At 44.2% G+C, this 23,493-nt stretch carries 19 protein-coding genes and 1 pseudogene; 19 read left to right on the forward strand and 1 reads right to left on the reverse strand.

Annotation, left to right across the window (positions count from 1 at the left end; all coding sequences use genetic code 11):
- Positions 1-13 precede the first annotated feature (13 nt).
- Positions 14-1,570 carry a glucose-6-phosphate dehydrogenase gene (gene zwf, locus G9G54_RS17680; protein ID WP_165179048.1) on the forward strand — a complete coding sequence of 519 codons (1,557 nt, stop codon included), beginning with the start codon at positions 14-16 and terminating at the stop codon, positions 1,568-1,570.
- 308 nt (positions 1,571-1,878) lie between these two features.
- Entirely contained in the window at positions 1,879-3,459 is a 1,581-nt protein-coding gene (locus G9G54_RS17685; protein ID WP_013311888.1) for a peptide chain release factor 3, read from the forward strand.
- Positions 3,460-3,610: 151 nt separating this feature from the next.
- On the opposite strand, the gene G9G54_RS17690 is transcribed toward G9G54_RS17685, so the two are convergent.
- Positions 3,611-3,844: a small acid-soluble spore protein SspI gene (locus G9G54_RS17690; RefSeq protein ID WP_016819939.1), complete on the reverse strand. Its 234-nt coding sequence runs from the start codon at positions 3,842-3,844 to the stop codon at positions 3,611-3,613.
- A 160-nt stretch (positions 3,845-4,004) separates the two neighbouring features.
- On the opposite strand from G9G54_RS17690, the pseudogene G9G54_RS17695 reads away from it, so the two are divergent.
- The 17 genes and pseudogenes from G9G54_RS17695 to G9G54_RS17780 all read left to right on the forward strand — a co-directional run.
- Positions 4,005-4,670, forward strand: a pseudogene (locus G9G54_RS17695) (potassium channel family protein); the annotation flags it as partial.
- 75 nt (positions 4,671-4,745) lie between these two features.
- Positions 4,746-5,552: a TrmH family RNA methyltransferase gene (locus G9G54_RS17700; protein ID WP_165179049.1), complete on the forward strand. Its 807-nt coding sequence runs from the start codon at positions 4,746-4,748 to the stop codon at positions 5,550-5,552.
- A gap of 218 nt (positions 5,553-5,770) precedes the next feature.
- Positions 5,771-5,890: a transposase gene (locus G9G54_RS17705; protein WP_165179240.1), complete on the forward strand. Its 120-nt coding sequence runs from the start codon at positions 5,771-5,773 to the stop codon at positions 5,888-5,890.
- Positions 5,891-6,773: 883 nt separating this feature from the next.
- Positions 6,774-8,213 (forward strand): 6-phospho-beta-glucosidase, encoded by a 1,440-nt coding sequence (locus tag G9G54_RS17715; protein ID WP_061829882.1) that lies wholly within the window; start codon positions 6,774-6,776, stop codon positions 8,211-8,213.
- 276 nt (positions 8,214-8,489) lie between these two features.
- On the forward strand, positions 8,490-9,320 hold the full coding sequence (gene licT / locus G9G54_RS17720; protein WP_165179050.1) for a BglG family transcription antiterminator LicT: 831 nt from the start codon (positions 8,490-8,492) through the stop codon (positions 9,318-9,320).
- A 250-nt stretch (positions 9,321-9,570) separates the two neighbouring features.
- A complete protein-coding gene (locus tag G9G54_RS17725; protein WP_165179051.1) occupies positions 9,571-11,460 on the forward strand; it encodes a beta-glucoside-specific PTS transporter subunit IIABC in 1,890 nt (629 codons plus the stop codon).
- A gap of 220 nt (positions 11,461-11,680) precedes the next feature.
- A complete protein-coding gene (locus G9G54_RS17730; RefSeq protein ID WP_165179052.1) occupies positions 11,681-13,171 on the forward strand; it encodes an alanine/glycine:cation symporter family protein in 1,491 nt (496 codons plus the stop codon).
- Between the two features lie 187 nt (positions 13,172-13,358).
- The gene (locus G9G54_RS17735) at positions 13,359-13,964 is read left to right on the forward strand and encodes a bifunctional transcriptional activator/DNA repair enzyme AdaA (RefSeq protein WP_165179053.1); all 606 of its coding nucleotides are present in this window, start codon (positions 13,359-13,361) and stop codon (positions 13,962-13,964) included.
- On the forward strand, positions 13,945-14,487 hold the full coding sequence (locus G9G54_RS17740; protein WP_165179054.1) for a methylated-DNA--[protein]-cysteine S-methyltransferase: 543 nt from the start codon (positions 13,945-13,947) through the stop codon (positions 14,485-14,487). Before G9G54_RS17735 ends, G9G54_RS17740 begins: the two co-directional genes overlap by 20 nt.
- Positions 14,477-15,292, forward strand: a complete 816-nt coding sequence (locus G9G54_RS17745; protein WP_165179055.1) for an SPL family radical SAM protein — start codon at positions 14,477-14,479, stop codon at positions 15,290-15,292. The genes G9G54_RS17740 and G9G54_RS17745 overlap by 11 nt, the downstream gene beginning before the upstream one ends.
- Positions 15,293-15,355: 63 nt before the next feature.
- On the forward strand, positions 15,356-15,973 hold the full coding sequence (locus tag G9G54_RS17750; protein WP_165179056.1) for a DNA-3-methyladenine glycosylase family protein: 618 nt from the start codon (positions 15,356-15,358) through the stop codon (positions 15,971-15,973).
- Between the two features lie 19 nt (positions 15,974-15,992).
- On the forward strand, positions 15,993-16,682 hold the full coding sequence (locus tag G9G54_RS17755; RefSeq protein WP_165179241.1) for a DNA alkylation repair protein: 690 nt from the start codon (positions 15,993-15,995) through the stop codon (positions 16,680-16,682).
- Between the two features lie 69 nt (positions 16,683-16,751).
- Positions 16,752-18,347: a response regulator transcription factor gene (locus G9G54_RS17760; RefSeq protein WP_165179057.1), complete on the forward strand. Its 1,596-nt coding sequence runs from the start codon at positions 16,752-16,754 to the stop codon at positions 18,345-18,347.
- A 23-nt stretch (positions 18,348-18,370) separates the two neighbouring features.
- Positions 18,371-20,227, forward strand: a complete 1,857-nt coding sequence (locus tag G9G54_RS17765; RefSeq protein WP_165179058.1) for a sensor histidine kinase — start codon at positions 18,371-18,373, stop codon at positions 20,225-20,227.
- A 99-nt stretch (positions 20,228-20,326) separates the two neighbouring features.
- Complete coding sequence (locus tag G9G54_RS17770; RefSeq protein ID WP_165179059.1) at positions 20,327-21,691, forward strand: ABC transporter substrate-binding protein; 1,365 nt, start codon at positions 20,327-20,329, stop codon at positions 21,689-21,691.
- 32 nt (positions 21,692-21,723) lie between these two features.
- Positions 21,724-22,626, forward strand: a complete 903-nt coding sequence (locus G9G54_RS17775; protein ID WP_069290350.1) for a carbohydrate ABC transporter permease — start codon at positions 21,724-21,726, stop codon at positions 22,624-22,626.
- A 2-nt stretch (positions 22,627-22,628) separates the two neighbouring features.
- Positions 22,629-23,465: a carbohydrate ABC transporter permease gene (locus tag G9G54_RS17780; RefSeq protein ID WP_069290349.1), complete on the forward strand. Its 837-nt coding sequence runs from the start codon at positions 22,629-22,631 to the stop codon at positions 23,463-23,465.
- Positions 23,466-23,493: the final 28 nt, after the last annotated feature.

Here is a 23,493-nt window from a genome sequence, read left to right on the forward strand (position 1 = left end):
AATGAGGTACTTCATGGCTGACATACCTGCTAAAGAATCTGTTGTGACGCAAGGCGCAGTTCTGTTTATTTTTGGCGCTACGGGCGATTTGGCTCGTCGCAAGCTTTTTCCTGCTATTTACAGCTTGTACCGCGAAGGCAAGCTTGCTGAAGATTTTGCCGTTATTGGTGTAGCAAGGCGTCCGCGCACAGAGGAAGAATTCCGTAATGACCTGTATGCTTCCATACAGGAGTTTAGTCGCTACAAAGCAGAAAATGATCAAGAATGGCAGGCATTTGCCGAGCATTTTGAATATAAATCGCTGGATATCAACAATGTCGAAGGGTTCCATGAGCTGAGACAGCAGACGGAGTCTATAGAAAGCAAGTTTAACATACCGGGAAATCGGTTGTTTTATTTGGCCTTGGCTCCTGAATTATTCGGAAGCGTGTCGAAGAGCTTGAAAGATGGCGGCATGATGGATGGAAAAGGCTGGAATCGCCTAGTAATTGAGAAGCCATTCGGTTATAACCTCGAATCTGCACAAGAATTGAACGTTGAAATACGAGAAGTATTTGCCGAAGAAGAAATTTATCGGATTGATCACTATCTTGGCAAGGAAATGGTACAAAATATTGAGGTGATTCGCTTTGCGAATGCCTTCTTTGAACCACTGTGGAATAATAAGCATATTGCCAATGTGCAAATTACGCTTAGTGAAACGGTAGGGGTGGAGGAACGAGGAGGTTACTACGACCATTCCGGCGCCTTGCGGGATATGGGACAGAACCATATGTTGCAAATGCTAACGATGATTGCGATGGAGCCACCTAGTCGCTTGTTGCCTGAGGATATCCGTGATGAAAAGGTAAAAGTGCTGCGTTCGCTGCGCCCTTTTGAAACGTCTGAGGATGTGAAAACCAATGTGGTGCGTGGTCAATACACCGAAGGCAGTTATCGCGGTCAGCAGTTGCCGGGGTATCGCCAAGAAGACAAGGTTGATCCACAGTCGAACACAGAGACTTATTTTGCTTCACGCGTGTTTGTTGATAATTTCCGTTGGTCTGGCGTACCGTTCTATATTCGTACGGGCAAACGTCTCCCTGTAAAAACAACGGAGATTGTTGTGGAATTTAAGAGCATGCCAACGAACGTGTACCTCGGTCAAAAGCATAAGCTGGAACCGAACTTGCTCGTGATTCGGGTCAATCCCATGGAGGGCATTTACATTAAAATCAATGCCAAGAAACCTGGTTCGGAATCAGATATTGAGCCACTGGCTATGGATTTTTGCCAAAGCTGTATGGTGGGTATCAACTCACCGGAGGCTTATGAACGGTTGCTGATGGATGCAATTGAGGGTGATTCGACGTACTTCACGCGTTGGGATGAGGTTGCCACGGCATGGGGATTCGTCGATCGAATCGCTAAAGTATGGCAGCAGACCCCGGATACGCTGGAAACCTATGCTGCAGGCTCATGGGGACCGGAAGGTGCTCACAAGCTATTGGAGCAGGATGGCTTCAAGTGGTGGCCGGTTAGCGGTCAGGATGAAGATAATGTCATCTGGCGAGTAGGCGGCGTTCAGTAATCCCGATTTGTCCTGCATCCCCCTATGTCCTGTTCAGGACGTAAGGGGATGCTTTGCGTTCGGAGTGTGCTATAATAGCTTAGTCTCAGGTTTTCAGTTTGCAACTGATTATAAGTTAAAGGCAGGCTAAAACATGTAAATAGATCGTATTTATAATGAATATGGTAACGGAGTACGCCGAATACTGGAGCTAATGGCAATATAGCCCATAGAGCCGATGAACTTATGAAAACAGGTGTGCGTCATGGCCTTTTTATGAATAGCTTGAGCAGTAATGCAATGGATTTGATCATGAAGGGATATGTGAAATGAGTAAAACAACAGATATACTTCAACAGGAAGTCGACAAACGGCGTACGTTTGCGATTATTTCTCACCCGGATGCGGGTAAAACGACACTGACGGAAAAGCTGCTGCTGTTCGGGGGCGCGATTCGTCTTGCTGGTTCAGTTAAAGCGCGTAAAGCAAGCAAACACGCCACGAGTGACTGGATGGAGATTGAAAAACAGCGGGGGATCTCTGTAACATCCTCAGTAATGCAATTTGATTATAATGGTCACCGCATCAATATTTTGGATACCCCAGGTCACCAGGATTTCAGTGAAGACACGTATCGTACATTAACAGCAGCAGATAGTGCAGTCATGCTGATTGACGTAGCGAAAGGTGTGGAAGCGCAAACGATTAAGCTGTTTCAAGTTTGTGCGAAGCGTGGAATTCCGATTTTCACCTTCATTAACAAACTGGATCGTGAGGGACGCAGTCCTTTTGATTTGATGGAGGAGCTGGAGCAGGTGCTTGGCATCCGTTCGGTACCTATGAATTGGCCGATTGGTACAGGACGCGAGCTGTGTGGTGTCTATGACCGTGTCAAAAATCAGGTCGAGCTGTTTCAGGGAGATGACCATTCCACGATCAAAGTACAAAAAGTGGAAGATTACAATGATCCAATCATTCGTGAGATGGCGGGCGAATATTTGCATGACCAATTATGCCAAGACTTGGAGTTGCTTGACGTCGCGGGTGACCCTTTTGACATGGAAAAAGTACAGCGTGGAGAATTAACACCTGTATTCTTCGGCAGTGCGATTAATAATTTTGGTGTACAAACATTTTTGGAAAACTTCCTTCAGCTTGCTCCTAAACCGGAGCCGCGCCGTAGTACAGCTGGGGAAATTGAGCCAACAAACGAAAAGTTTACCGGCTATGTATTTAAAATTCAAGCGAACATGAACCCGGCTCACCGTGACCGTATTGCATTTTTGCGTATTGTCTCCGGTAAGTTTCAACGCGGGATGAGTGTTAAGCATGTACGGATGGGCAAGGAGATTAAGCTGTCTCAGCCACAGCAGTTCCTGGCACAGGACCGTGATATTGTCGAGGAGGCTTTTCCTGGCGATATTATAGGATTGTTTGACCCGGGTATTTTCCGTATTGGTGATTCACTCAGCCAAGGTAGCGAGGTTGTGTTTGATGAATTGCCGACCTTTTCGCCTGAGATTTTTGCCAAGGTAACGGTGAAAAATGCCTTGAAGCACAAACAGTATCTGAAGGGTATTGACCAGTTGACCGAGGAAGGTATGATTCAGGTGTTCCGTACGGTAAGCTTTGACGATACGCTATTGGGTGTTGTCGGGCAACTGCAATTTGAAGTATTTGAGTACCGCATGAAGGGTGAATATGGCGTTGATGTACAGCTTCAGCGTATGCCATTCCAATTTGCACGTTGGATTGTGGATGATCAGATTGATCCGAGCAAGTTCCGTATTAACTCTACGCTGGTAAAGGATAAGAAGGGCAATTATGTTGCCTTGTTCGAAAATGAGTATGCCATGCGTACGGCTATGGAGAAAAACCCGACAGCTAAGTTTTTGGAAATGGCTCCATAAGATTGAGTATGCAGAACCGTTAGATCTCAGTCATTTAGTGTATACAACGAATAGTCCACTCGATGTTAATGCGAGTGGACTATTCTCATTTTAGAATACGGGTAAAATAATGAGCACAATTAAATCGGAACAAAAAGTTAAATAGCTAGAGCTAGGTTAAAGGTACGGGTTTGATTTTATCGATTTGTTCATGTGCCAAATGGACGAAATCGTGCTGCTGGTTTGGACTCATATGCTTCCAAGCAATTTCAAGAATGACACCCAATCCAGGCAAAGCGGCCTCCGGTCCGTCCACTGACCCAATAATCATGTCCGTAAGATCAGCTTCTGATTTGCCGTGTACTTTGTGAACAATTGCTTGTCGTAAATCCATTGTAATGGGCATGTGTACCTCCCGTATGTTGTAGTAGTGGTCGAATGTATTATGGCTTGGGCTGTTGTCCAGTATACATGAAGAAGCATTTGGCATAAGTATGTCAAAATTTATGTTTGTAGCATGATATGCTATACTATGACGGACAGTATGGTGATCGGGAGGTAAAGAAGGAATGGCAAAAAAACAGTATGCGGTCATTGGCATGGGCCGTTTTGGTTCCAGTGTTGCCAGTGCGCTGAGTGAGATGGGTTTTGATGTGCTGGCTATTGACTCGGACGAGCAGCGTACACAGGAAATGTCGAATATTGTGACGCATGCGGTATCTGCTGACTCGACGGATGAGGAAGCGCTGCGAGCGCTGGGTATCCGTAATTTTGACGTAATCGTAGTTGCGATTGGCGAAGATATACAGGCCAGTATTCTGACGACATTGATTCTCAAGGACATGGGCGTACCAGCCCTTGTGGTCAAGGCACAAAATGAATTGCACGGGAAAGTGCTGCAAAAAATAGGTGCGGATAAAGTCGTTTATCCTGAACGGGATATGGGGTTACGGGTAGCCCATCATTTGACATCTCCCAACATTTTGGATTATATTGAGCTGTCCAAGGACTACAGTATTTTGGAGATGAGAGCCGCCGATTCCATGATTGGCAAAAACCTGAAGGAGCTAGACATACGTGCACGCTTCGGCTGCAATGTGATGGCGATTCGCAGAAATCAGGAAATGAACATTTCACCTTATGCCGAAGATCGTCTGGAGCCGGGTGATGTACTTGTCATTGTGGGCCACAAGGATGATCTGACCAAGCTGGAGCTGGCATTCGCAGCCTAATGAAGGCTGATGTTCAAGTACAAGTGATGCATCATTTATTTTAAGAAACGGACAAAGAAACGGAAGGTTAAACGAATGGAAATCATTTCACCGAATAATGCGCGTGTAAAAGAGTGGGCGCAACTGCTGGAGAAAAAGCATCGCACACGGCAGCATAAATATATTGTCGAGGGTATTCATCTGGTGCAGGAAGCGCTGCGTTCGGACGCGGCTGTCGAAACCGTCGCCTATGATTTGGACAAGGGCATTCCCGCCGAGCTGAATGGCCTGGATCCAGCCGACCAGCCGGTGGAATGGGTTCCCGTGTCAACGGCGGTCATTGCAAAATGCACCGATACGAAGACGCCGCAGTCGGTCTTTGCCATCGTGCGTAAGGAGGAGCGCAGCGCATTCCCGGCATTGCTGGAGCAGCCGGATGCACTGGTGATGGTGCTGGACGGGGTGCAGGACCCCGGCAATGTAGGCACCATCATCCGCAGCGCGGACGCTGCTGGAGCCGCAGGCGTAATATTGGGTCATGGCTGCGCCGACCTGTACAATCCCAAAACGATCCGCTCCACAATGGGATCGTTGTTTCACCTGCCAGTGATTGAAGGCAGCCTGGAGGAGCTTTTACCGCAGGCCAAAAGTAAAGGTGCTCGCTTGCTCAGCACCTCGCTGGATGCGAGCTTGTCATGCTATACCATAGATTTGCGCGCTTCCACTTGGCTTGTAATCGGAAACGAAGGCCAAGGGATTTCTGCTGCTACCGCGCGCATGGTGGATGAGTCGGTATTCATTCCGATGCAGGGGCAAGCGGAATCACTGAACGCAGCTATGGCTTCTACGGTGCTATTATTTGAGACGATGAGACAACGAAACGAAACTTTTAAACTAAAATAATTCCTGTCTATGTGGTTTATAAAATCAAATAAGACTACTTATAACATCTAAATGAGACAAACTATCTACCAGTAAACCCAGTAAGAATGGGGATAAATTGATGGAGGTTTCTTGTTTTTATAGTAAAAAAGGGCAAGATATTTTCTATATGATGTTGTAAGATAAACACTCTCCTGAGGACAACTTAATAACTATATGCCACTGGGTTACAACTCCTCCTGAAGGAACATCTACGCCTGCACCGGGTCTTTCTTCCGCCCTATAGTACCAATCTGAATCCAGTCGAGGGGCTATGGCTGTGGCTTAAATCCAATGTGGCGAATAACGTGTTTTTTTAGAGGTTTTATAAGATTAAGCTTCATGTCGGCCAGTTTATGAAACGAATCAATAAACAACCAATGGAAACAATTAGAATTTTAAAAATTTTGAAAGATATTCTTTAAAAAGCTATTTTATTTGAACATCCAAATAGAAAGGTTTTTGGTTATGATATTCATTAACAAAAAAACTATTAATAAGCTAACTGAATCGCATAGAGAACCTAACATGCTTATCTGCTATTCAACTCCTCAAAGCCTTTCGGCTTGGACAAGTCGAGCTATATTACTCCTAAATAATGATAAAATTATTATCCTTTTCCTGAATCTATTTTCCACTAAAGTAGTACAAAAAGTTGAATTTGAAGTAGCTGATTTACAAGAACAAAAATATCATTCCATATATCTGTCTTCTGCAATATGGTCATTTAACAGTAAAGGACAGCATTGGAGGTTCAAGATAATCAAAAAAATTATACCTCTTGGCTCTATGCAAAGGGATTTTCTAAATTTCTTGCAACAAAATATTTTAAATTAGCGACTGAGTAGATCACCGATCTCCGAAAACATGTGCCCTTCCAGACGAAGGCGAACAGCTAGGTATCTTTCGTAAAGTCGTTTATCTGAGGTCTCTTTCATGGTTCTTTTCATTACCCAATAGGCGATTGAAATAATGTTGTTGGTTTGTTAATTGCGTGTTATTATATCAAATGAATTTGACAGGTTCCCAAATCTTTGTTAGAGTTTCAATCAAATACGTATAACCTTTTCAAGGGATGTTACCGATAGGGCATAACCTGAATTGGCTTGTTACACTGTAAGTGTATACAGGCTGGTTTGGGTTTTTTTATTGTCTATCACCCTTCGCTACCCCTTTTATCACACATTTGGAAGGAGAATGTTTATGTCCAGTTATATTTTTCCTAAAGACTTTTTATGGGGCGGTGCTCTTGCTGCCAATCAGGCCGAGGGCGCTTATTTGGAAGACGGTAAAGGATTGAGTCTGGTGGATCTGCTGCCTACCGGAGAGAAGAGAAGAAGCATAATGAAAGGAAATGTTCCCTCGCTGACTCCACTTGAAAGCGAATTCTATCCTTCCCACGAAGCTATTGATTTCTATCATCACTATCGCGAGGATATTGCGCTATTTGCAGAAATGGGCTTCAAGGCGCTGCGTGTTTCCATTGCCTGGGCTCGTATTTTTCCAACGGGAGAAGACGCTACTCCTAATGAAGCAGGTTTGCAATTCTACGATGATTTGTTCGACGAGTTGCATAAACATGGCATTCAGCCAGTCGTTACCCTCGCTCATTTTGACGTGCCGGTAGATCTGGTCGAGAAATATGGAAGCTGGCGGAGCCGGAAGCTGGTAGGCCTGTTTGAAACCTATGCCAAAACAGTATTCACCCGCTATAAGGATAAAGTGAAATACTGGATGACATTCAACGAGATTAACATGCTTCTCCATTTGCCGTTTCTCGGTGCCGGGCTTGTTTTTCAAGAAGGTGAGAACGTTAAACAAATTCAGTACCAGGCTGCACATCATCAGCTTGTCGCAAGTGCGCTGGCTGTTAAAGCGTGTCACGAGATTATCCCGGATGCCCAGATTGGCTGTATGCTTGCTGCCGGCAGCTTCTATCCGTATACATGTAATCCCGAAGATGTATATCAGGGCATGGAAAAAGACCGCGAGTCCTACTTCTTTATTGATGTACAGTCACGCGGCGAATATCCTGGTTATGCGAAGCGCTTCTTCAAGGACCATGGATTAAACATTGAGATGGAATCAGGCGACGCAGCCATTCTGAAAGATCATACCGTTGACTATATCGGATTCAGCTATTATTCGAGCCGGACGACCAGCACAGACCCGGAAATCGTCAAGAACATGACCAGTGGTAATGTATTTGGTTCCGTAGCCAATCCATATCTGGACAAGTCCGAATGGGGCTGGACGATTGATCCCAAAGGTTTCCGCATCACAGCCAACCAATTGCATGACCGTTACCAAAAGCCACTGTTCGTAGTGGAAAACGGTTTTGGTGCCAATGATGTGGTTTCGCCTGAAGGAGAAGTTAACGACGATTACCGGATCGACTATCTCAAGCGGCATATTGCCGAAATGGGTGAGGCTCTTCAAGACGGAGTCGAAATTATCGGTTACACAAGTTGGGGACCTATTGACATTGTCAGCGCTTCCTCAGGAGAGATGAAAAAGCGCTATGGTTATATTTATGTGGACCGTGACAACGAAGGCAACGGTTCGTTGAAACGTATTAAAAAGAAAAGCTTCCACTGGTACAAAAATGTAATTCATTCCGACGGCGAAAATCTGGGCGAATAATCGTACCACCAGTAAATAGGATCGGACGTCCCGGGCCCACGGGGATTTCCGATCTCCGTTTCTTCATTGAAAGCGTTGACAATCGTTCCTCTTCGGGCTATACTTGACGCAATTCCATCATTTTTAGGATTGTTACTGCGTAGCAGGCAAAACCTAAGCCACGAATAAGCGGATGTTACAGTCTTGTTTATTTGGCGTGCTTCGGTTTTTTTCTGTTTACAATAAAGAGGATGGAGCATGTGTGGCTCTTGCTGGCATATGGAACGGGGGATCGAGATGAACATAGCAAAGGTCATTAACAACAATGTAATCAGCGTCTACCAGACGGACGGCACCGAACTCGTGGTGATGGGTCGGGGGATTGCTTTTAAGAAAAAGCCTGGAGACAAAGTAGACGAAACCAGAATTCAGAAGGTATTTGCTCTGAAAAACAAGCAGACGTCCGATAACTTTAAAATGCTGTTACGTGAGGTACCGCTTGATTTGATTGTGATTGTGGAGGAAGTCATTAATGACGCCAAGCATAATCTGAATAGAAAGCTGAACGAAAATATTTATGTTTCGCTGACTGATCATATCAATTTCGCTGTTGAAAGATACCGGGAAGGATTGGAAATCAAAAACGCGTTATTGTGGGAAGTCAAGCAGCTGTACAAAGAAGAATTCGCGATGGGTCTGAAAACGTTGGAACAAATTAAACAAAGGCTCGGTATTGAACTGCCTGTGGACGAAGCGGCTTATATTGCGATTCACATCGTGAATGCTGAAATGAACGAGGAAGTCATTACAACCATGAGTATCACGAAGTTTATCCAGCAAATTATCAATATCGCAAAATATCATTTTAAGGTGGAGTTCGACGAGGACTCTCTGAGCTATTTCCGTTTTATTACGCATCTGAAATTTTTCGCCCAGCGCGTATTTAAGGGAAATCACTACGAAAATAACTATGATCATTTGTATGACATGATTAAGGAAAAGCATAAGGAAGCGGCTGCTTGTACAGAGAAAATCGGAACTTTTGTGCAAAAAGAATACAAACACGAATTGACGAACGAAGAAAAATTGTATCTGACCGTGCATATTGAACGGGTGGTGAACAGATAAGTCGAACGTTTTCAACGAAAAAGGACCAAGAATAGACGATTAAAAGTTTTTGTTGACAAATATGGTAGAATGATTATATTATGAGAGTAACAGGAATTTAATAAGTTTTAACTGGGATTGTTACTGGTTATGCAGGCAAAACCTAAGTCATGAAAAATCGCGGGACTAAAGTGCCCACCATTTTTCAAGGCTTAGGTTTTTTGTGTGCCTAAATATGTAAAAAGCCCCTTAGAACATGGAGGTGTCCATCATGAGTTATGAAAAACTGGCTAAGGAAATTGTACACCTGGTAGGTGGCGAAAAAAATGTAGTATCGCTCGTTCACTGCGCCACACGCCTGCGTTTTGTGCTAAAAGATGAGGCAAAAGCGGACAAGGGAAAGTTGGAAAAAACCGACGGAATTATCACTGTGAAGCAGAGCGGTGGTCAGTTCCAGGTTGTAGTCGGCAACAAAGTACCAGAGGTATATAATGCAATCGGCAAAGTATCCAATATTTTGAATGATACTGGAAAAGAAGATCATTCTGCTAAAGGCAACAAAGGATTTGGCGCCGTAATCGACGTAATTTCCAGCATTTTTGCACCGTTGCTCGGAGTTATGGCGGGGTCCGGTATTCTGAAAGGTCTGCTGCTGATTGCGAGCAACCTCGGCTGGTTGCTACCGAAAGACACTAGCTATATGATTTTGTATGCTGCGGCCGACAGCTTGTTTTATTTCCTCCCTCTCTTGTTAGCGGTTACAACGGCACGGAAATTCGGAGGTAATATCTTCGTTGCCCTGACCATTGCCGGAGGGTTGCTTTACCCGACCATTGTTACGCTAAAAACGGAAGGTACACCTACGGACTTTTTCGGTATTCCTATTGTTATGATGAGTTATTCATCTACCGTTATTCCGATCATTTTAGCCGTCATCGTCATGAGTAAGCTGGAAAAATGGTGCAATCGAGTGATCCATGAGAGCGTCAAAAACTTTATTACACCTTTGATTCTACTTGTAATTATGCTTCCTCTAACCCTGATCGTGTTTGGTCCAGTCGGGGTGTATGTGGGCAACGCGATCGCTACTGCACTCGTTGCTGCATTTAGCTTTAGTCCATTGCTAGCTGGAGCAATCCTTGGTGCTTGCTGGCAGTTGCTCGTTATTTTCGGTGTTCACTGGGGTCTTGTACCTGTATTCATTAATAATATTGCTGTTAATGGCAGAGACGGAATCAAGCCTTCCGCTGCGGCTTCCATCTTTGCTCAAACCGGCGCTGCATTCGGTGTTATGTTGAAAACCAAAAATAAGAAGCTGAAAACTTTGGCGGGTTCCGCCACACTGACCGCTTTGTTCGGCATCACGGAGCCAGCCGTCTATGGGGTTACGCTTCCGCTGAAACGTCCGTTTATTGCAGGTATTATCGGCGGCGCCGTTGGTGGTGCCATTATCGGTCAAGCGGGAACGCAAGCATTTGCCTCCGGCGCACCGGGATTGCTGACCTTGCCGATCTTTTACGGCCCTGGTGGACAAGGATTCCCGGGATTGATTTTAGGGATTACCGTTTCATTCCTGGTGTCGGCCATCTTGACTTATATTTTAGGTTTTGAAGATCCAGTTGAAGAAGAGGAAACTACTAACAATTCGGCTAAAGAATCGACCTCTACAGTTGTTGTTTCTAATGAAGAGGTACTCAGCCCAATTGAAGGAACTGTGGTCGCTTTGTCGGAGGTTCCCGATCCTGCATTTGCTTCGGAAGCTATGGGCAAAGGGATCGCCATCCAACCGACAACGGGCAGAGTCGTGGCCCCGTTCGATGGAACCATCACCGTGGCGTTCAAGAAAAAACATGCGCTTGCAGTTGTTTCGCATCATGGCGCAGAAGTTCTGATTCACGTCGGAGTAGATACGGTCAAGCTGGACGGTAAACATTTTACGTCCCATATCAAAGAAGGCGATCAGGTGAAAGCTGGGGACCTACTGCTTGAGTTTGATGTTGAGCAAATCAGGGCAGAGGGTTATCCTACGATTACGCCAGTTATCATTACGAATTCTTCCGAATATACTGAAGTCCTTCCAATTGCTCAAGAAGAGGTAACGGAGCAGGCTCCACTGTTGAAATTGTCTAGTGCTCTGAATGAGAAAGAAAGCATTGCCTAAATGTCTTAAGGACAAGGCTCTGATGGTCCACATTCCCGGATCATCAGAGCTTTTTTGTCGTCATTTTATGTAGCCGGTAAGCTCACTTGTAATTGACAATATGTCAATTAAATTAACTTGTATGGGGGTAAAAACTAATCTATAATTTTTTGTAATTATGCAAATTTTCTGAAAACATAGACTAGAAAATCAATTGATTGATCAGGGGGAAATACAAGGAATGTTAGAGCAGTGGGCAGAGGCAGTAAACGGCGTCATTTGGAGCAATCCTGTGGTATATGTCTGTTTGGGCGTGGGGCTATTATTTTCGATCATGACTCGATTCCTACAAATTAGGCATTTCAAAGAGATGATTCGTCTAGTATTTAAAGGGAAAAGTTCCGAGGCAGGTGTATCCTCCTTTCAGGCCTTTACGATGGCACTATCGGGGCGTGTAGGGACGGGGAATATTGCTGGGATTGCTTTGGCGGTTGGTATGGGTGGACCTGGGGCGATATTTTGGATGTGGGTCATGGCCTTTATCGGGTCGGCTACAGCTTTTGTAGAATCCACACTGGCTCAGGTGTATAAGGTAAAGCGAGATGGTCAGTACCGGGGCGGCCCAGCCTTTTATATTGAAAAAGGGACAGGCTTAAAATGGTTTGCCATCATTTTTGCGGTTGCTGCGTTGGTCGCGATGTGTTTACTGATGCCAGGCACCCAATCGAACTCCATTGCCGTAGCTTTTCAAAGCTCGTTTGGCATGGATATGAAGGTTTCAGGGATTCTAGTAGTCGTGTTGCTGGCACTTATCATCTTTGGGGGTGTAAAAAGGATTGCCAATGTCGCTCAGGTTGTTATTCCGTTTATGGCACTTGGTTACATCCTTGTCTCTTTCTACATTATGATGACGAACATTACTGCGCTTCCCAATGTATTTTCGCTGATTTTTCGTAGTGCCTTTGGCGTGGATTCTGTGTTCGGCGGTATGGCAGGGACGGCGATTGCTTGGGGCGTAAAGCGGGGCATTTATTCCAACGAAGCCGGACAAGGCTCTGGTGCGCATCCGGCAGCCGCTGCGGAAGTATCTCATCCGGCGAAGCAGGGGCTGGTCCAGGCATTTTCCGTGTACGTAGATACCTTTTTGGTCTGTACGTCTACGGCTTTTATGGTTCTGTTCACAGGTATGTATAACGTGAAGGGACCCGGTGGCGATTTTATTGTGCACAATCTTCCCGGTGTTGAAGAGGGGACCCAGTATACACAGGCTGCTATTGAGTCGGTATTTCCGGGCTTCGGCTCCAGTCTGCTGGCAATTACATTGTTCTTTTTCGCGTTTACAACCATTATCTCTTATTATTACATCGCAGAAACAAATATGGCCTATCTGGTTGCAGATTATAAAGCAAAATGGCCCATGTTCGTCCTAAAGCTGGTTATTCTGGGTTCGACGTTCTACGGAACGGCGGTCAAGGAATCGGCTCTGGCGTGGACACTGGGGGATATGGGCGTCGGTATTATGCTCTGGGTGAATCTAATCGCCATGATTCTGCTGGCCAAACCTGCTTTCCGCGTGCTTAAGGATTACGAACGGCAGCGAAAGCAAGGGATAGATCCGGTGTTCGACCCGGAGAAAGCAGGTATTTCAAATGCGGAGTATTGGTCAAAGGAATATCAGCCTCCTTCAGATGAGTTGACGATCACCGCTGAACCGAGCAAACTTCAAGCCTAAGTAATGATAGATAAGTAAGATCAAAGGTGACTCCGCGGGGAGTCATCTTTTTTTCGTTATCTTGCCTTTACATTCCAAGAAGGGTACATATGTTCACTATTTAGTCTATAATTTAGACAGAAGGATTTTGAATAGTCCTGCCATGGATATGTGGGGAGGCCACATTTGCATCAGAGAGGTGATTTGAATGAGAACATCCGATTTATCCATAACTGACGACAAGTGGAGAGCTATTGTAGAAAACGACAAGTCTTATGACGGGGTATTTTTGTACGCTGTGAAGACAACGGGAATATTTTGTCGCCCCTCCTGCAAATCCCGTCCTCCCAAAAGAGAAAACATCCGTATATTTAAAACAGCAGAGCAGGCATTGGCCCAGCATTTTCGTCCATGCAAAAGATGTAAACCGACAGGACAACGATTGCCTGATCATGAATGGATCGCACTGGTTACAGAATACGTGAATTCTAACTATATGAAGGACTTAACATTGCACATCCTGGCTGAGATAAGTCATGGAAGTCCGTACCATTTACATCGTACCTTCAAGCGAATCATGCATATAACTCCAATGGAATATATACAGCAGACCAGGTTGGAACAAGCGAAGAAGCTGCTCATTTACTCAGATATATCTGTTGCGGAAGTGGGGGAGAACGTAGGTCTGTGCAATGCACCTTACTTTATTACGTTATTTAAAAAGCATACAGGCTACACCCCATTGCAATATCGCCAACTCAAATTGAAAGCAACACAAAATGGAGGTACACAGCATGGCACAGCAAATAAATAAAACGATCTATTGGTCATTGTTGACACATGAGGATTGGAATTTATATATTGCAGCTACATCGGAAGGACTATGTTATGTAGGTTCGCCCAATCAACCTGTAGAGGAATTGTTCTCATGGGCGGGAAGACGATTTCCCGGCAGTCCTTTAGTTGAAGAGGATGCTGCTTTACAGCCCTATGCCAAGGAGTTGATTGAATATCTCCAAGGGAAGCGCGCCCAATTTACATTGCCCTTTGGTTTTCATGGGACTGCGTTCCAGATGGCGGTTTGGAATGCGTTGTGTGATATTCCGTATGGGGAAACACTATCCTATTCAGACATTGCCAACGCTATTCAAAAGCCAGCCTCTGTTCGTGCGGTGGGGGCTGCCATCGGTGCTAATCCGATTTTGGTCACGGTCCCTTGTCATCGGGTCATCGGTAAAAATGGAGCTATGACCGGATATCGTGGTGGTTTGGACATGAAGGTGAAGCTTTTGCAGCTCGAAAAGGAAAGTGTGGCATCGGTTCAGTATGAAAAATGAGTATTACAAATCCCCCAAGACTCTTCTGAATAAAGGGACCGGCTTCTTGTCAGGGTATACACATTCGTTGAACCCGTATACAGGTTGTACCTTTGGTTGCTCGTATTGCTATGTACGCCAATTGCCAGTCTCCACATTTCGGAAGGAAGCGTGGGGGACATGGGTTGATATTAAAAATCAGGCGGCAGATATTCTTCGCAAGGAGCTTCGTAGAGCCAAATCCAAAGGTAAAGTCACGATTTTCATGTCGTCAAGCACAGATCCTTATCAGCCTGCCGAGTATAAGGAAGAGGTGACCCGGTCTCTGCTGGAGGTGATGGTGGAGGATCCACCGGATTTTCTCTTTTTACAGACGCGCAGTCCACTGGTACGGCGGGATACTGATTTACTGCTCCGATTGGGGGATCGTGTTCGTGTGAGTATGACTGTAGAAACAGATCGTGAAGATATACGCAAACATTTTACCCCGGAAGCTCCTCCCATCCAGGCTCGTCTCCAAACGCTGCATCTTTTAAAGGAGGCAGGTGTATCGACGCAAGCTACGATTGCTCCGATGCTTCCAAGCAGTGAACATTTTGCAGACAAGCTTTTGCCTCTGGTCAACCGTGTCTGTATTGATGATTATTTTATGGGAGACGGCAGTGGGGGAAGACGAACGCGTAGCTTAAAAATTGGTGCGTTGTACGAGTCATTGGGGCTGGAAGAATGGTATCATCCTGCTGCCTATAAGGCGGTTTATGAGCGTTTTCTCCATGTTTTCCCGAAAGAGCAGCTCTATGTGAGCAAAGAAGGATTCGAACCTTGATGTAAAAGCAGTCCATGCCATTGAATCAAGAGTGAACCATATAAGGGGGCAGCGGGAGAACGAATGCAAACTGTAATGACCAAAAACTTTGACTATGGGGAAAAGGAAATCAATTATCTAAAAAACGTAGATACCGTACTTGGTGCAGCGATGACGCAATTGGGCAAGGTAGAACGTGTGATCATTCCTGACCTGTTTGCGGCGCTCGTTCATGCAATTGTGGGACAGCTTATATCGGCCAAGGCGGTTCAGACCATATGGGCAAGGATGCAGGAGAAGTTAGGCGTGATCACTCCACAAAATATAGCTGTTCAGTCGGCTTTAGATATTCAAAGCTGTGGCATCACCATGAAAAAGGCCACATGTATCCTTAATATAGCCCAAACGATCGAGCAGGGCCTGTTGGATTTACAGGAATTATATGAGCTTTCCGATGCACAGGTGATTCAGAAATTGTCCTCGCTGCAAGGAATAGGACCTTGGACGGCTGAAATGATGCTGATTAATTGCATGGAGCGTCCAGATGTCGTCAGTTGGGGCGATATGGCTATTCGACGGGGAATGATGAAGTTGTACCATCTAGATACATTGACCAAGCAGCAATTTGAGGAGTACCGCCGAGTCTATTCGCCTTATGGTTCGGTGGCCTCCATTTATTTGTGGAGTATTTCATTTCGTTAAGAATCAGGGAGTGGAAATGATGGAGAAAACAATTAGAGAACAGATACTGTCATATGTGGATGCGGATTTTCAGAAATTTACGGCTGCATTGCTTCCGACGATTAATAATGTGCTGGGTGTACGTCTGCCAGTGCTGCGTAAGCTTGCTCAAGATATTGCCAAAGGGGATTGGCGCCTCTACCTGGAGACCGCTGAAAGTGAACACTTCGAAGAAGTAATGCTGCAAGGTATGGTGATTGGTTCTGTAAAAACGGATATAGAGGAAGTTTTGAGTTATACCGCCAAGTTTGTTCCTAAAATTGATAATTGGTCCGTATGTGATAGTTTCTGTGCCGGATTGAAAATCACGAAACATCATAAAGAACGGGTGTGGGAGTTTATTCAGCCCTATCTATTCTCCAAGAAAGAATATGAAATTCGGTTTGGTGTGGTTATGCTTCTTAATTTTTATATTGAGGAACAGTATATGAAGCGGGTGCTTACTTTACTGGATCAGACCCATCGCGAGGATTATTATGTACAAATGGCGGTAGCATGGGCGATATCGATCTGTTATATCAAGCTACCTGAGGTAACCATGGCGTATTTAAATCATAATACATTAGATGATTTTACCTTCAACAAAGCACTGCAAAAAATCACGGAATCATATCGGGTGGATCAGGCCACAAAAACGACCATCCGCAGTATGAAGCGAAAAAGAAAATAGGATCGGCTCCCACCTGTAAGTGTTATACTGAAAAAAAATGCGTGTATGAAAACGACAGGAGGGGAGTCAGTGAATTCGATCCCGCTGGGAGTACTTGTTGTGGATGATGAAACTAGACAGCGTCGAGGTTTAGCTGCCATGGTCAGGGATCTACGTCCCGAATACGAGGTATGGGAAGCCAAGAACGGGAAAGATGCTCTGACCATTTCGTTATCCAAACCGATCCAAATCGTTTTTACAGATATTCAAATGCCGATCATGAATGGACTTGAATATCTTCAACAATTGAGAACATTCGGTCAGCATGAGACCAAAGTTATTTTAGTGACAGTCTACCAGGAATTTAGCTATGCACAGCAGGCGGTGAGGTATGGGGCGAATGATTATTTGGTGAAACCGGTGCAATCACAGCAACTTATTGAAGTGATTCAACATATGGAGAAGATCATTGTAGAGGAACAGGAAACACTGAGTGGGAATCAAATAGCGTTTAATCAGATTGAGCAGAGTATGCCTGCATTTGTGGAGCATTTGTTTAGCAGATGTGTGACAGACAAATTACAGCCTAACGAGAAAAGCCTATTAAAGAGTCACTTTGGATGGCATGGGGTAGGAGAAGTGCTCGCGTTGGGAGCATCTGCATCCCGCTCGAAAGATATACATTTGTGGGATTCCCGACTCCTTAATGCGGTTGTTGAAATATTGCGGCCTTGGGCGTCTTCTGTCGTGTTTCCACTTGAAACCCATAAAGACCATGTGGTTGCAGTGGTGAATTGGAAGGATAGGGCAGACGGCAAGGAGGCCAAAAGAACACTTCAAGCTGGGTTGAAAAAGTTGGAGCAACAGCAAGCGATTTCAATCTGGTTTGCTTGGGGTCAGCCTTTTAATTTTAATGAAATGCAAATAAGCCAATCTCACGAAAAGGCCGTCGGCCTAATCTCCATGCGCTTTTATACACCTCACATCAGATGTCTGAACCTTGTCATTTCAGATGATGAGCAGCCAGTACAAGAAATGAGCGCATACGAACAAATGGCCTTTTTTAAATTTATTGAAAGCGCTATCTTTAATGGAGAACCAGATCAGCTATTGGATCGGGTGCAGAATTTCATTGGACAAATGACGCAAGGGTATCCTGCACCTGAAGCGCTTAAAGCAAAATTGGTACACCTTCTGTTGGTTAGTTTACAACGGATTAATATAGGGTGGAGTGAGGAAGTCTACTCACGTTTCTCGGAACGTTTGAACAAAGCTGTCGAAGAGGCCACCTGTCTTCGGAATCTTGAGGATGGTGTTGCAACATGGTTAAAAGAGCTGATTCTTGAGCTTCATAGCGGCTCCAAAGGCGATCCCATTATGAAAAAGTGCAAGGAATTTCTAGATGCACATCTACATGAAGACCTTAGTCTGGAGATCGTGGCCCGGCGCTTCCACTATAATGCGTCCTATTTTAGCATTCTGTTCAAAAATTATTTTGGGCTCTCGTTCACGGAATATATGGTGAAGCTCAGAATGCAAAAGGCTCAGCACTTACTGCTGTATACAGACGCCAAGGTCGCAGAAATTAGCAGACAAGTTGGTTATAAAGATATCAAGTACTTTTTTAAAGTGTTCAAAAAAAACGTATTGCACACACCGGAAGAATTCCGTAGGAAATTCAACTGATTGTTAGGTGAAAGGAAGATACGATGCGCCAAGTTAAATATATGTATCAAAAATTTTCGGACAGTAGCTTTCGTACGAAATTGATGCTGTCCTATTTTTTGTTGTCTGGTTTTATCGTTTTGCTCCTAGGTTTCGTTTACTTTGAAACGAGCGCACGGAATATCACTACAAATGTAACAGATAGCGTTACAAGCGTTCTGCGTAGTAATATCCAGTTGCTGGATAACAAGCTGACAGCTATTCAAAAAACCGTAGATATGATTCCAATCGATCATGACCTCCTTCAAACTATTACGAACGTGGATACTTCGGATTCTTCATCACTGTTACGAGCTGATCGCAGCATTACAAAAATTTTGTACAGATACTTTGGCAATATGGAGGAAGTATACGCTTCCCAAATTATGACGCAAAATTATGCATATGGAAGCACTGATCGGATGTATATTCCTGTTCAGCCGTTCTATTCTTCTCCGTTGGCAACAACGGCGGTGGAAGCAGAGGGGGCTACCCAATGGATTCCCGCTTATTCGTATGCCGATACATTCCATCAGCAGGATTTAAAACGAGGTTCTTATGAGTTTAGTTCTTTATTTGCTGTAGTAAAGCAGCTCCATTTGACTGCATTAGATGATGCAGGAACCTTCCATACGCTTCCGGAGGGAAAGGAAAAACCTATACTTATATTGAATTTTCGTCCTGACTTGTTAAAAGGGGGTTTTGAAGATTACGCAGCCCGTAGCGGATTTGCACATCTATCCTATGGCATGATTCATGATAAAAACGGGATGGTCATGAGTTCAGATAGACAGCAACAAGTAGGGGAACCCGTGGCGGATTGGCTTAAGGATGCCATTACTTCGGAACAAGGGATGAAAATGGTAAACGTTAAAGGTCAAAGCATATTACTGGTTTACAAAGCCATGAAGACGACGGGCTGGGTATCTTATATAGCCACACCTATGGAAGATGTATTGGGACATCTGTCAACGATTCGCACCTACACGGTGTTTTTTTTAGGTTTTATGATGCTCGTTGCTGTTATTCTTGCTTATTTACTGTCTGTTTATATCAGTAAGCCCATCACGGATATGAAACAGGCGATGAAAGTAATGGAGAAGGGACATTTTGATATTCGAATTCCTGTACGTGGCTATGATGAATTGGGAGATCTGGTGATTCGATTTAATCAAATGAATGAAAAAATTAAAGATTTAATCGAGGAAAATTATAAGTCACGTCTACGAGCCAAAGAGTCGGAGTTAATGGCACTTAATTTACAGCTTAACCCCCATTTTTTGTATAACACCTTAACGACCATGTATTGGATCGCGTTAGAACATCAACAGCAGGAGCTGGGCCAATTGATCATTAGTCTGGCGGAAATGCTGCAAATTACTACTCGAAACAAAAACGATACATGGAGCTTGGAAACCGATCTGAATTGGCTGGAAAAATACATTTATATTATGCAGAATCGCTTTGAGGACAAGTTCAAGGTGGAATATGATATTGATCCCATTTTGCTTCAAATGGAAGTTCCCAAACTTTTCTTGCAGCCTTTTGTGGAGAATTCAATTATTCACGGCTTCGCGGAAATGGAATCAGGAGGTCTGATTAGGATCACAGCCTGGATTGAGAAGCAATTGGTGTGTTTTAAAGTGGAGGATAACGGATTAGGAATTCAAGAAGATCATATACGCCGAATTCAAGCTGGAGAAATCAGATCAACGGGCATTAAAAATGTAGACAGAAGAGTACGGCTATTATATGGAATGGAATATGGCGTTACGCTCCACTCGCCAGCAGGTAAGGGGGCATTCGTCCTGATTCGCATCAGGGAAATTCATAGATCTAATCAAATGACACCAATCCAATGAGAGTACGACTTTTAAAAATGTAAGCGTTTGCTAAGATAAGTTTAGTGACGAAGCAACAAACGAAAAGATAAAAAAATAACCGGTTTGGGGGCGTTACTCATGTTAAAACGAAAATTATGGATCGTCTGCATGTGCTTGATCGTTGGGCTTATGTCAGCCTGTAGTTCAAATGAGAGCAGCAGCAAACCAGTTGATTTGCAGGGTCACGAGCAAGTGACACTGACCTATGCCAGTTGGGGGAGCACCAATGAAAAGAAGGTTCAGCAGGAAATCGCTAAAAAATTTACAGAGAAATATCCGTGGATCAAAATCAACTATATGCATATCCCCGGAGATTACGTAACCAAATTAACGACGATGTTTGCTGCCAATCAGGCACCCGATGTATTTCCCATTTATAAAGCACAGGCTCTGCAATGGGCTGAACAAGGCAAACTATATAATTTAAATGAATTTTTGAAGGAGGATAAGGAGCTAACGAAGGAAAGTCTCATTCCTAATTCAGTCATCTATTGGGATAAGGACAAAGTGGCAGGGGTCAAGGTAACTGAGGAAGCTTTCGCCCTCTATTACAATAAAGATTTGTTTGATGAGGCTGGTGTTGCTTTGCCACCAGTAAAGGCTGAAGAGGCTTGGACATGGGAGCAGTTTTTAGAGACAGCACAAAAGCTCACCATTGATAAAGCGGGAAATAATGCGCTCAGCCCCAATTTCGATGCAAGTAACATTAAACAGTATGGAGTTCGGTTTGATACATGGATGTGGCATTTGCTTGTGCCTTCCAATAACGCAAGTGTCATTTCAGACAAAGGGGACTCCCTTAATCTTGAGAGCCCTGATGTGATTGAAGCTGTTCAGAAAATGGCTGATCTGATCAATGTTTATCATGTGGCACCGTCGCCGACGCAGTCCAAAAATATACCTTCCCCGGCCGTAGCACTGCAAAGTAAGCGTGTAGCGATGGATCTGGATGGACAGTGGGTTCAATTGGATCTTGGAGAATCGAAGGTGAATTTTGGTGTAGGCGTGTTACCTAAACTGAAGAGCAGCAAAACGATCCTGTTTGGCGAACCGGAAGTGATTTCTGCCAAAACCAAACATCCTAAAGAAGCATGGATGTTTTATAAATTCTTGCTGGATGCTGAAAGCGGACTTGACATGCATTCAAGCGGATTGTGGATGCCTGTCATGAAAAAGTGGTACACCGAACCAGACTTGATTAGCAAATGGGCCGATGTCAAACCAGGTCATGCCGATGGTTACCGTGATGCTGTCATGAACCAAACGCTGCATAACGGTGTTAATTCTTACGACTATTATCTGAAAAACTCGGGAAAAATCAATGCCATCATTAACCCGGCGCTGGATCAGGTATGGCTAGGAAAGAAAACGGTGGAGCAAGCATTTAGGGAGGTTTCCGCAAAGGCCAACGCGGAATTTAAGGGGACGTATCCAAAAGAATAGGGTGAGTGTTTTGACAGAAAGAGAGGGATAGAATGCAATCATTATCTTCTATTCGTAAGAAGGAAAATGGGTTGGGGTGGCTTTTTGCCGCCCCTGCTATTCTCGGCTTTGTCATTTTTGTTCTGGGACCGATGATCGCTAGTCTCTGGTTCAGTCTTACCGATTACAAGGTTGCTTCACAAGCCCATTTTATCGGTCTGGATAATTACGTCCACTTATTTGACGGTACGGATCAATTTTTTTATAAATCACTCGGGGTTACGTTTTATTATGTGTTTCTAAGTGTGCCCCTGCAAATTATTGTAGCTTTCTTTTTAGCGATATTACTTAATCAAAAGGTAAAAGGTCTGGCTTTTTTCAGGACTGTTTTCTATCTCCCTACCATTGTGCCACTCATAGCATCGTCTATGATCTGGATGTGGCTGTTTGATCCGGATCTTGGCTTGCTAAATGTGGTGCTGCGTGCGCTGCATTTGCCCGAAAGTCAGTGGATCTATAGCGAAGGGTCGGTAGTTCCTACTCTGGTTTTAATGAGTTTGTGGACCGTTGGAGGAACCATGATTATTTTTCTGGCAGGCTTGCAAGATATACCTAGACATTATTATGAAGCCATTGAAATTGACGGTGGAAATGCTCTTCATAAGCTTATGTATATTACAATTCCATTGACATCGCCCACTATTTTTTTTAATACGATTATGGGCTTCATCGGTGGGTTTCAAGTGTTTGTTCAGCCTTACGTCATGACTCAGGGCGGACCCAATAACTCCAGCTTGTTTTATACCTTTTATTTGTTCCGCGAGGCATTTACCTTTTCGAATATGGGTTATGCCTGTGCTATTGCTTGGGTGCTCTTTATTGTCGTTTTGGTATTCACTGCCTTTCTGTTCAAGACAGCCCGAAAATGGGTGTATTACGAAGGCGGGGGGGCATGAAGATGAAAAAACATGGTTGGAGTGGGAGCAGGGTGTTACTCTACACAGTTCTCATAGTGGGCTCCCTGTTTTGTATGTTTCCTTTTTATTGGCTGGTGCGAAGCTCCATGATGGATTTAAGTCAGATTTTTTTGATCCCGCCGAAATGGATTCCAGAGCCTTTTGTACTCGAGAATTTTTTTCAGCCGTTTGAAGAGTTATCGTTTGGACGCTATTTTGTGAATACATTTATCGTCGTTGCGGGTACTTTGGCGGGTGTACTTCTGTCGAGTACCATTTCTGCCTATAGCTTTGCGCGAATGAGATGGAAGGGAAGAGATAAGGTATTTGCTCTATTGTTAAGCAGCATGATGCTGCCGTTTGCAGTCACGCTGATTCCGTCATTTATTGGTTGGCAGGCATTAGGCATGGTTAATTCGTACGTTCCATTGGTATTACCTTCGTTTTTTGGTGGAGGCGTTTTTAATATTTTTTTGCTAAGACAATTTTACATGACTCTACCACGAGAACTGGATGAAGCTGTATTTGTGGATGGAGGCAATCATTTTACGATTTTTACCCGTATTATTTTGCCTTTGTCGAGGTCGGCGATTTTGGTCATTGGGTTATTTACGTTTTTGAACACATGGAATGATTTTATGGGACCGCTGGTTTACCTTAATGATGAGAGCAAATTTACGTTGGCGATTGGGCTACAGCAGTTTCAGGGAATATATTCGGCTCAATGGGGCGTTTTGATGGCCGCATCTTTAATTGTAGTCTTGCCTGCTATTATTCTGTTTGCCATAGGACAGAAGTATTTTATGGAAGGGATTGCCTTGACGGGGATTAAAGGATGAGGACAATGCCAGGTACGCACTTTGCTTT

Source organism: Paenibacillus sp. EKM212P, assembly GCF_011066115.1.
Taxonomy (GTDB): Bacteria; Bacillota; Bacilli; order Paenibacillales; family Paenibacillaceae; genus Paenibacillus; species Paenibacillus polymyxa_B.

Coding starts and splice junctions, on each gene's coding strand:
- zwf (WP_165179048.1), top strand. CDS start 14: ATGGCTGACATACCTGCTAAAGAATCTGTTGTGACGCAAGGCGCAGTT.
- G9G54_RS17685 (WP_013311888.1), top strand. CDS start 1,879: ATGAGTAAAACAACAGATATACTTCAACAGGAAGTCGACAAACGGCGT.
- G9G54_RS17690 (WP_016819939.1), bottom strand. CDS start 3,844: ATGCCCATTACAATGGATTTACGACAAGCAATTGTTCACAAAGTACAC.
- G9G54_RS17700 (WP_165179049.1), top strand. CDS start 4,746: ATGGAAATCATTTCACCGAATAATGCGCGTGTAAAAGAGTGGGCGCAA.
- G9G54_RS17715 (WP_061829882.1), top strand. CDS start 6,774: ATGTCCAGTTATATTTTTCCTAAAGACTTTTTATGGGGCGGTGCTCTT.
- licT (WP_165179050.1), top strand. CDS start 8,490: ATGAACATAGCAAAGGTCATTAACAACAATGTAATCAGCGTCTACCAG.
- G9G54_RS17725 (WP_165179051.1), top strand. CDS start 9,571: ATGAGTTATGAAAAACTGGCTAAGGAAATTGTACACCTGGTAGGTGGC.
- G9G54_RS17730 (WP_165179052.1), top strand. CDS start 11,681: ATGTTAGAGCAGTGGGCAGAGGCAGTAAACGGCGTCATTTGGAGCAAT.
- G9G54_RS17735 (WP_165179053.1), top strand. CDS start 13,359: ATGAGAACATCCGATTTATCCATAACTGACGACAAGTGGAGAGCTATT.
- G9G54_RS17740 (WP_165179054.1), top strand. CDS start 13,945: ATGGCACAGCAAATAAATAAAACGATCTATTGGTCATTGTTGACACAT.
- G9G54_RS17745 (WP_165179055.1), top strand. CDS start 14,477: ATGAAAAATGAGTATTACAAATCCCCCAAGACTCTTCTGAATAAAGGG.
- G9G54_RS17750 (WP_165179056.1), top strand. CDS start 15,356: ATGCAAACTGTAATGACCAAAAACTTTGACTATGGGGAAAAGGAAATC.
- G9G54_RS17755 (WP_165179241.1), top strand. CDS start 15,993: ATGGAGAAAACAATTAGAGAACAGATACTGTCATATGTGGATGCGGAT.
- G9G54_RS17765 (WP_165179058.1), top strand. CDS start 18,371: ATGCGCCAAGTTAAATATATGTATCAAAAATTTTCGGACAGTAGCTTT.
- G9G54_RS17770 (WP_165179059.1), top strand. CDS start 20,327: ATGTTAAAACGAAAATTATGGATCGTCTGCATGTGCTTGATCGTTGGG.
- G9G54_RS17775 (WP_069290350.1), top strand. CDS start 21,724: ATGCAATCATTATCTTCTATTCGTAAGAAGGAAAATGGGTTGGGGTGG.
- G9G54_RS17780 (WP_069290349.1), top strand. CDS start 22,629: ATGAAAAAACATGGTTGGAGTGGGAGCAGGGTGTTACTCTACACAGTT.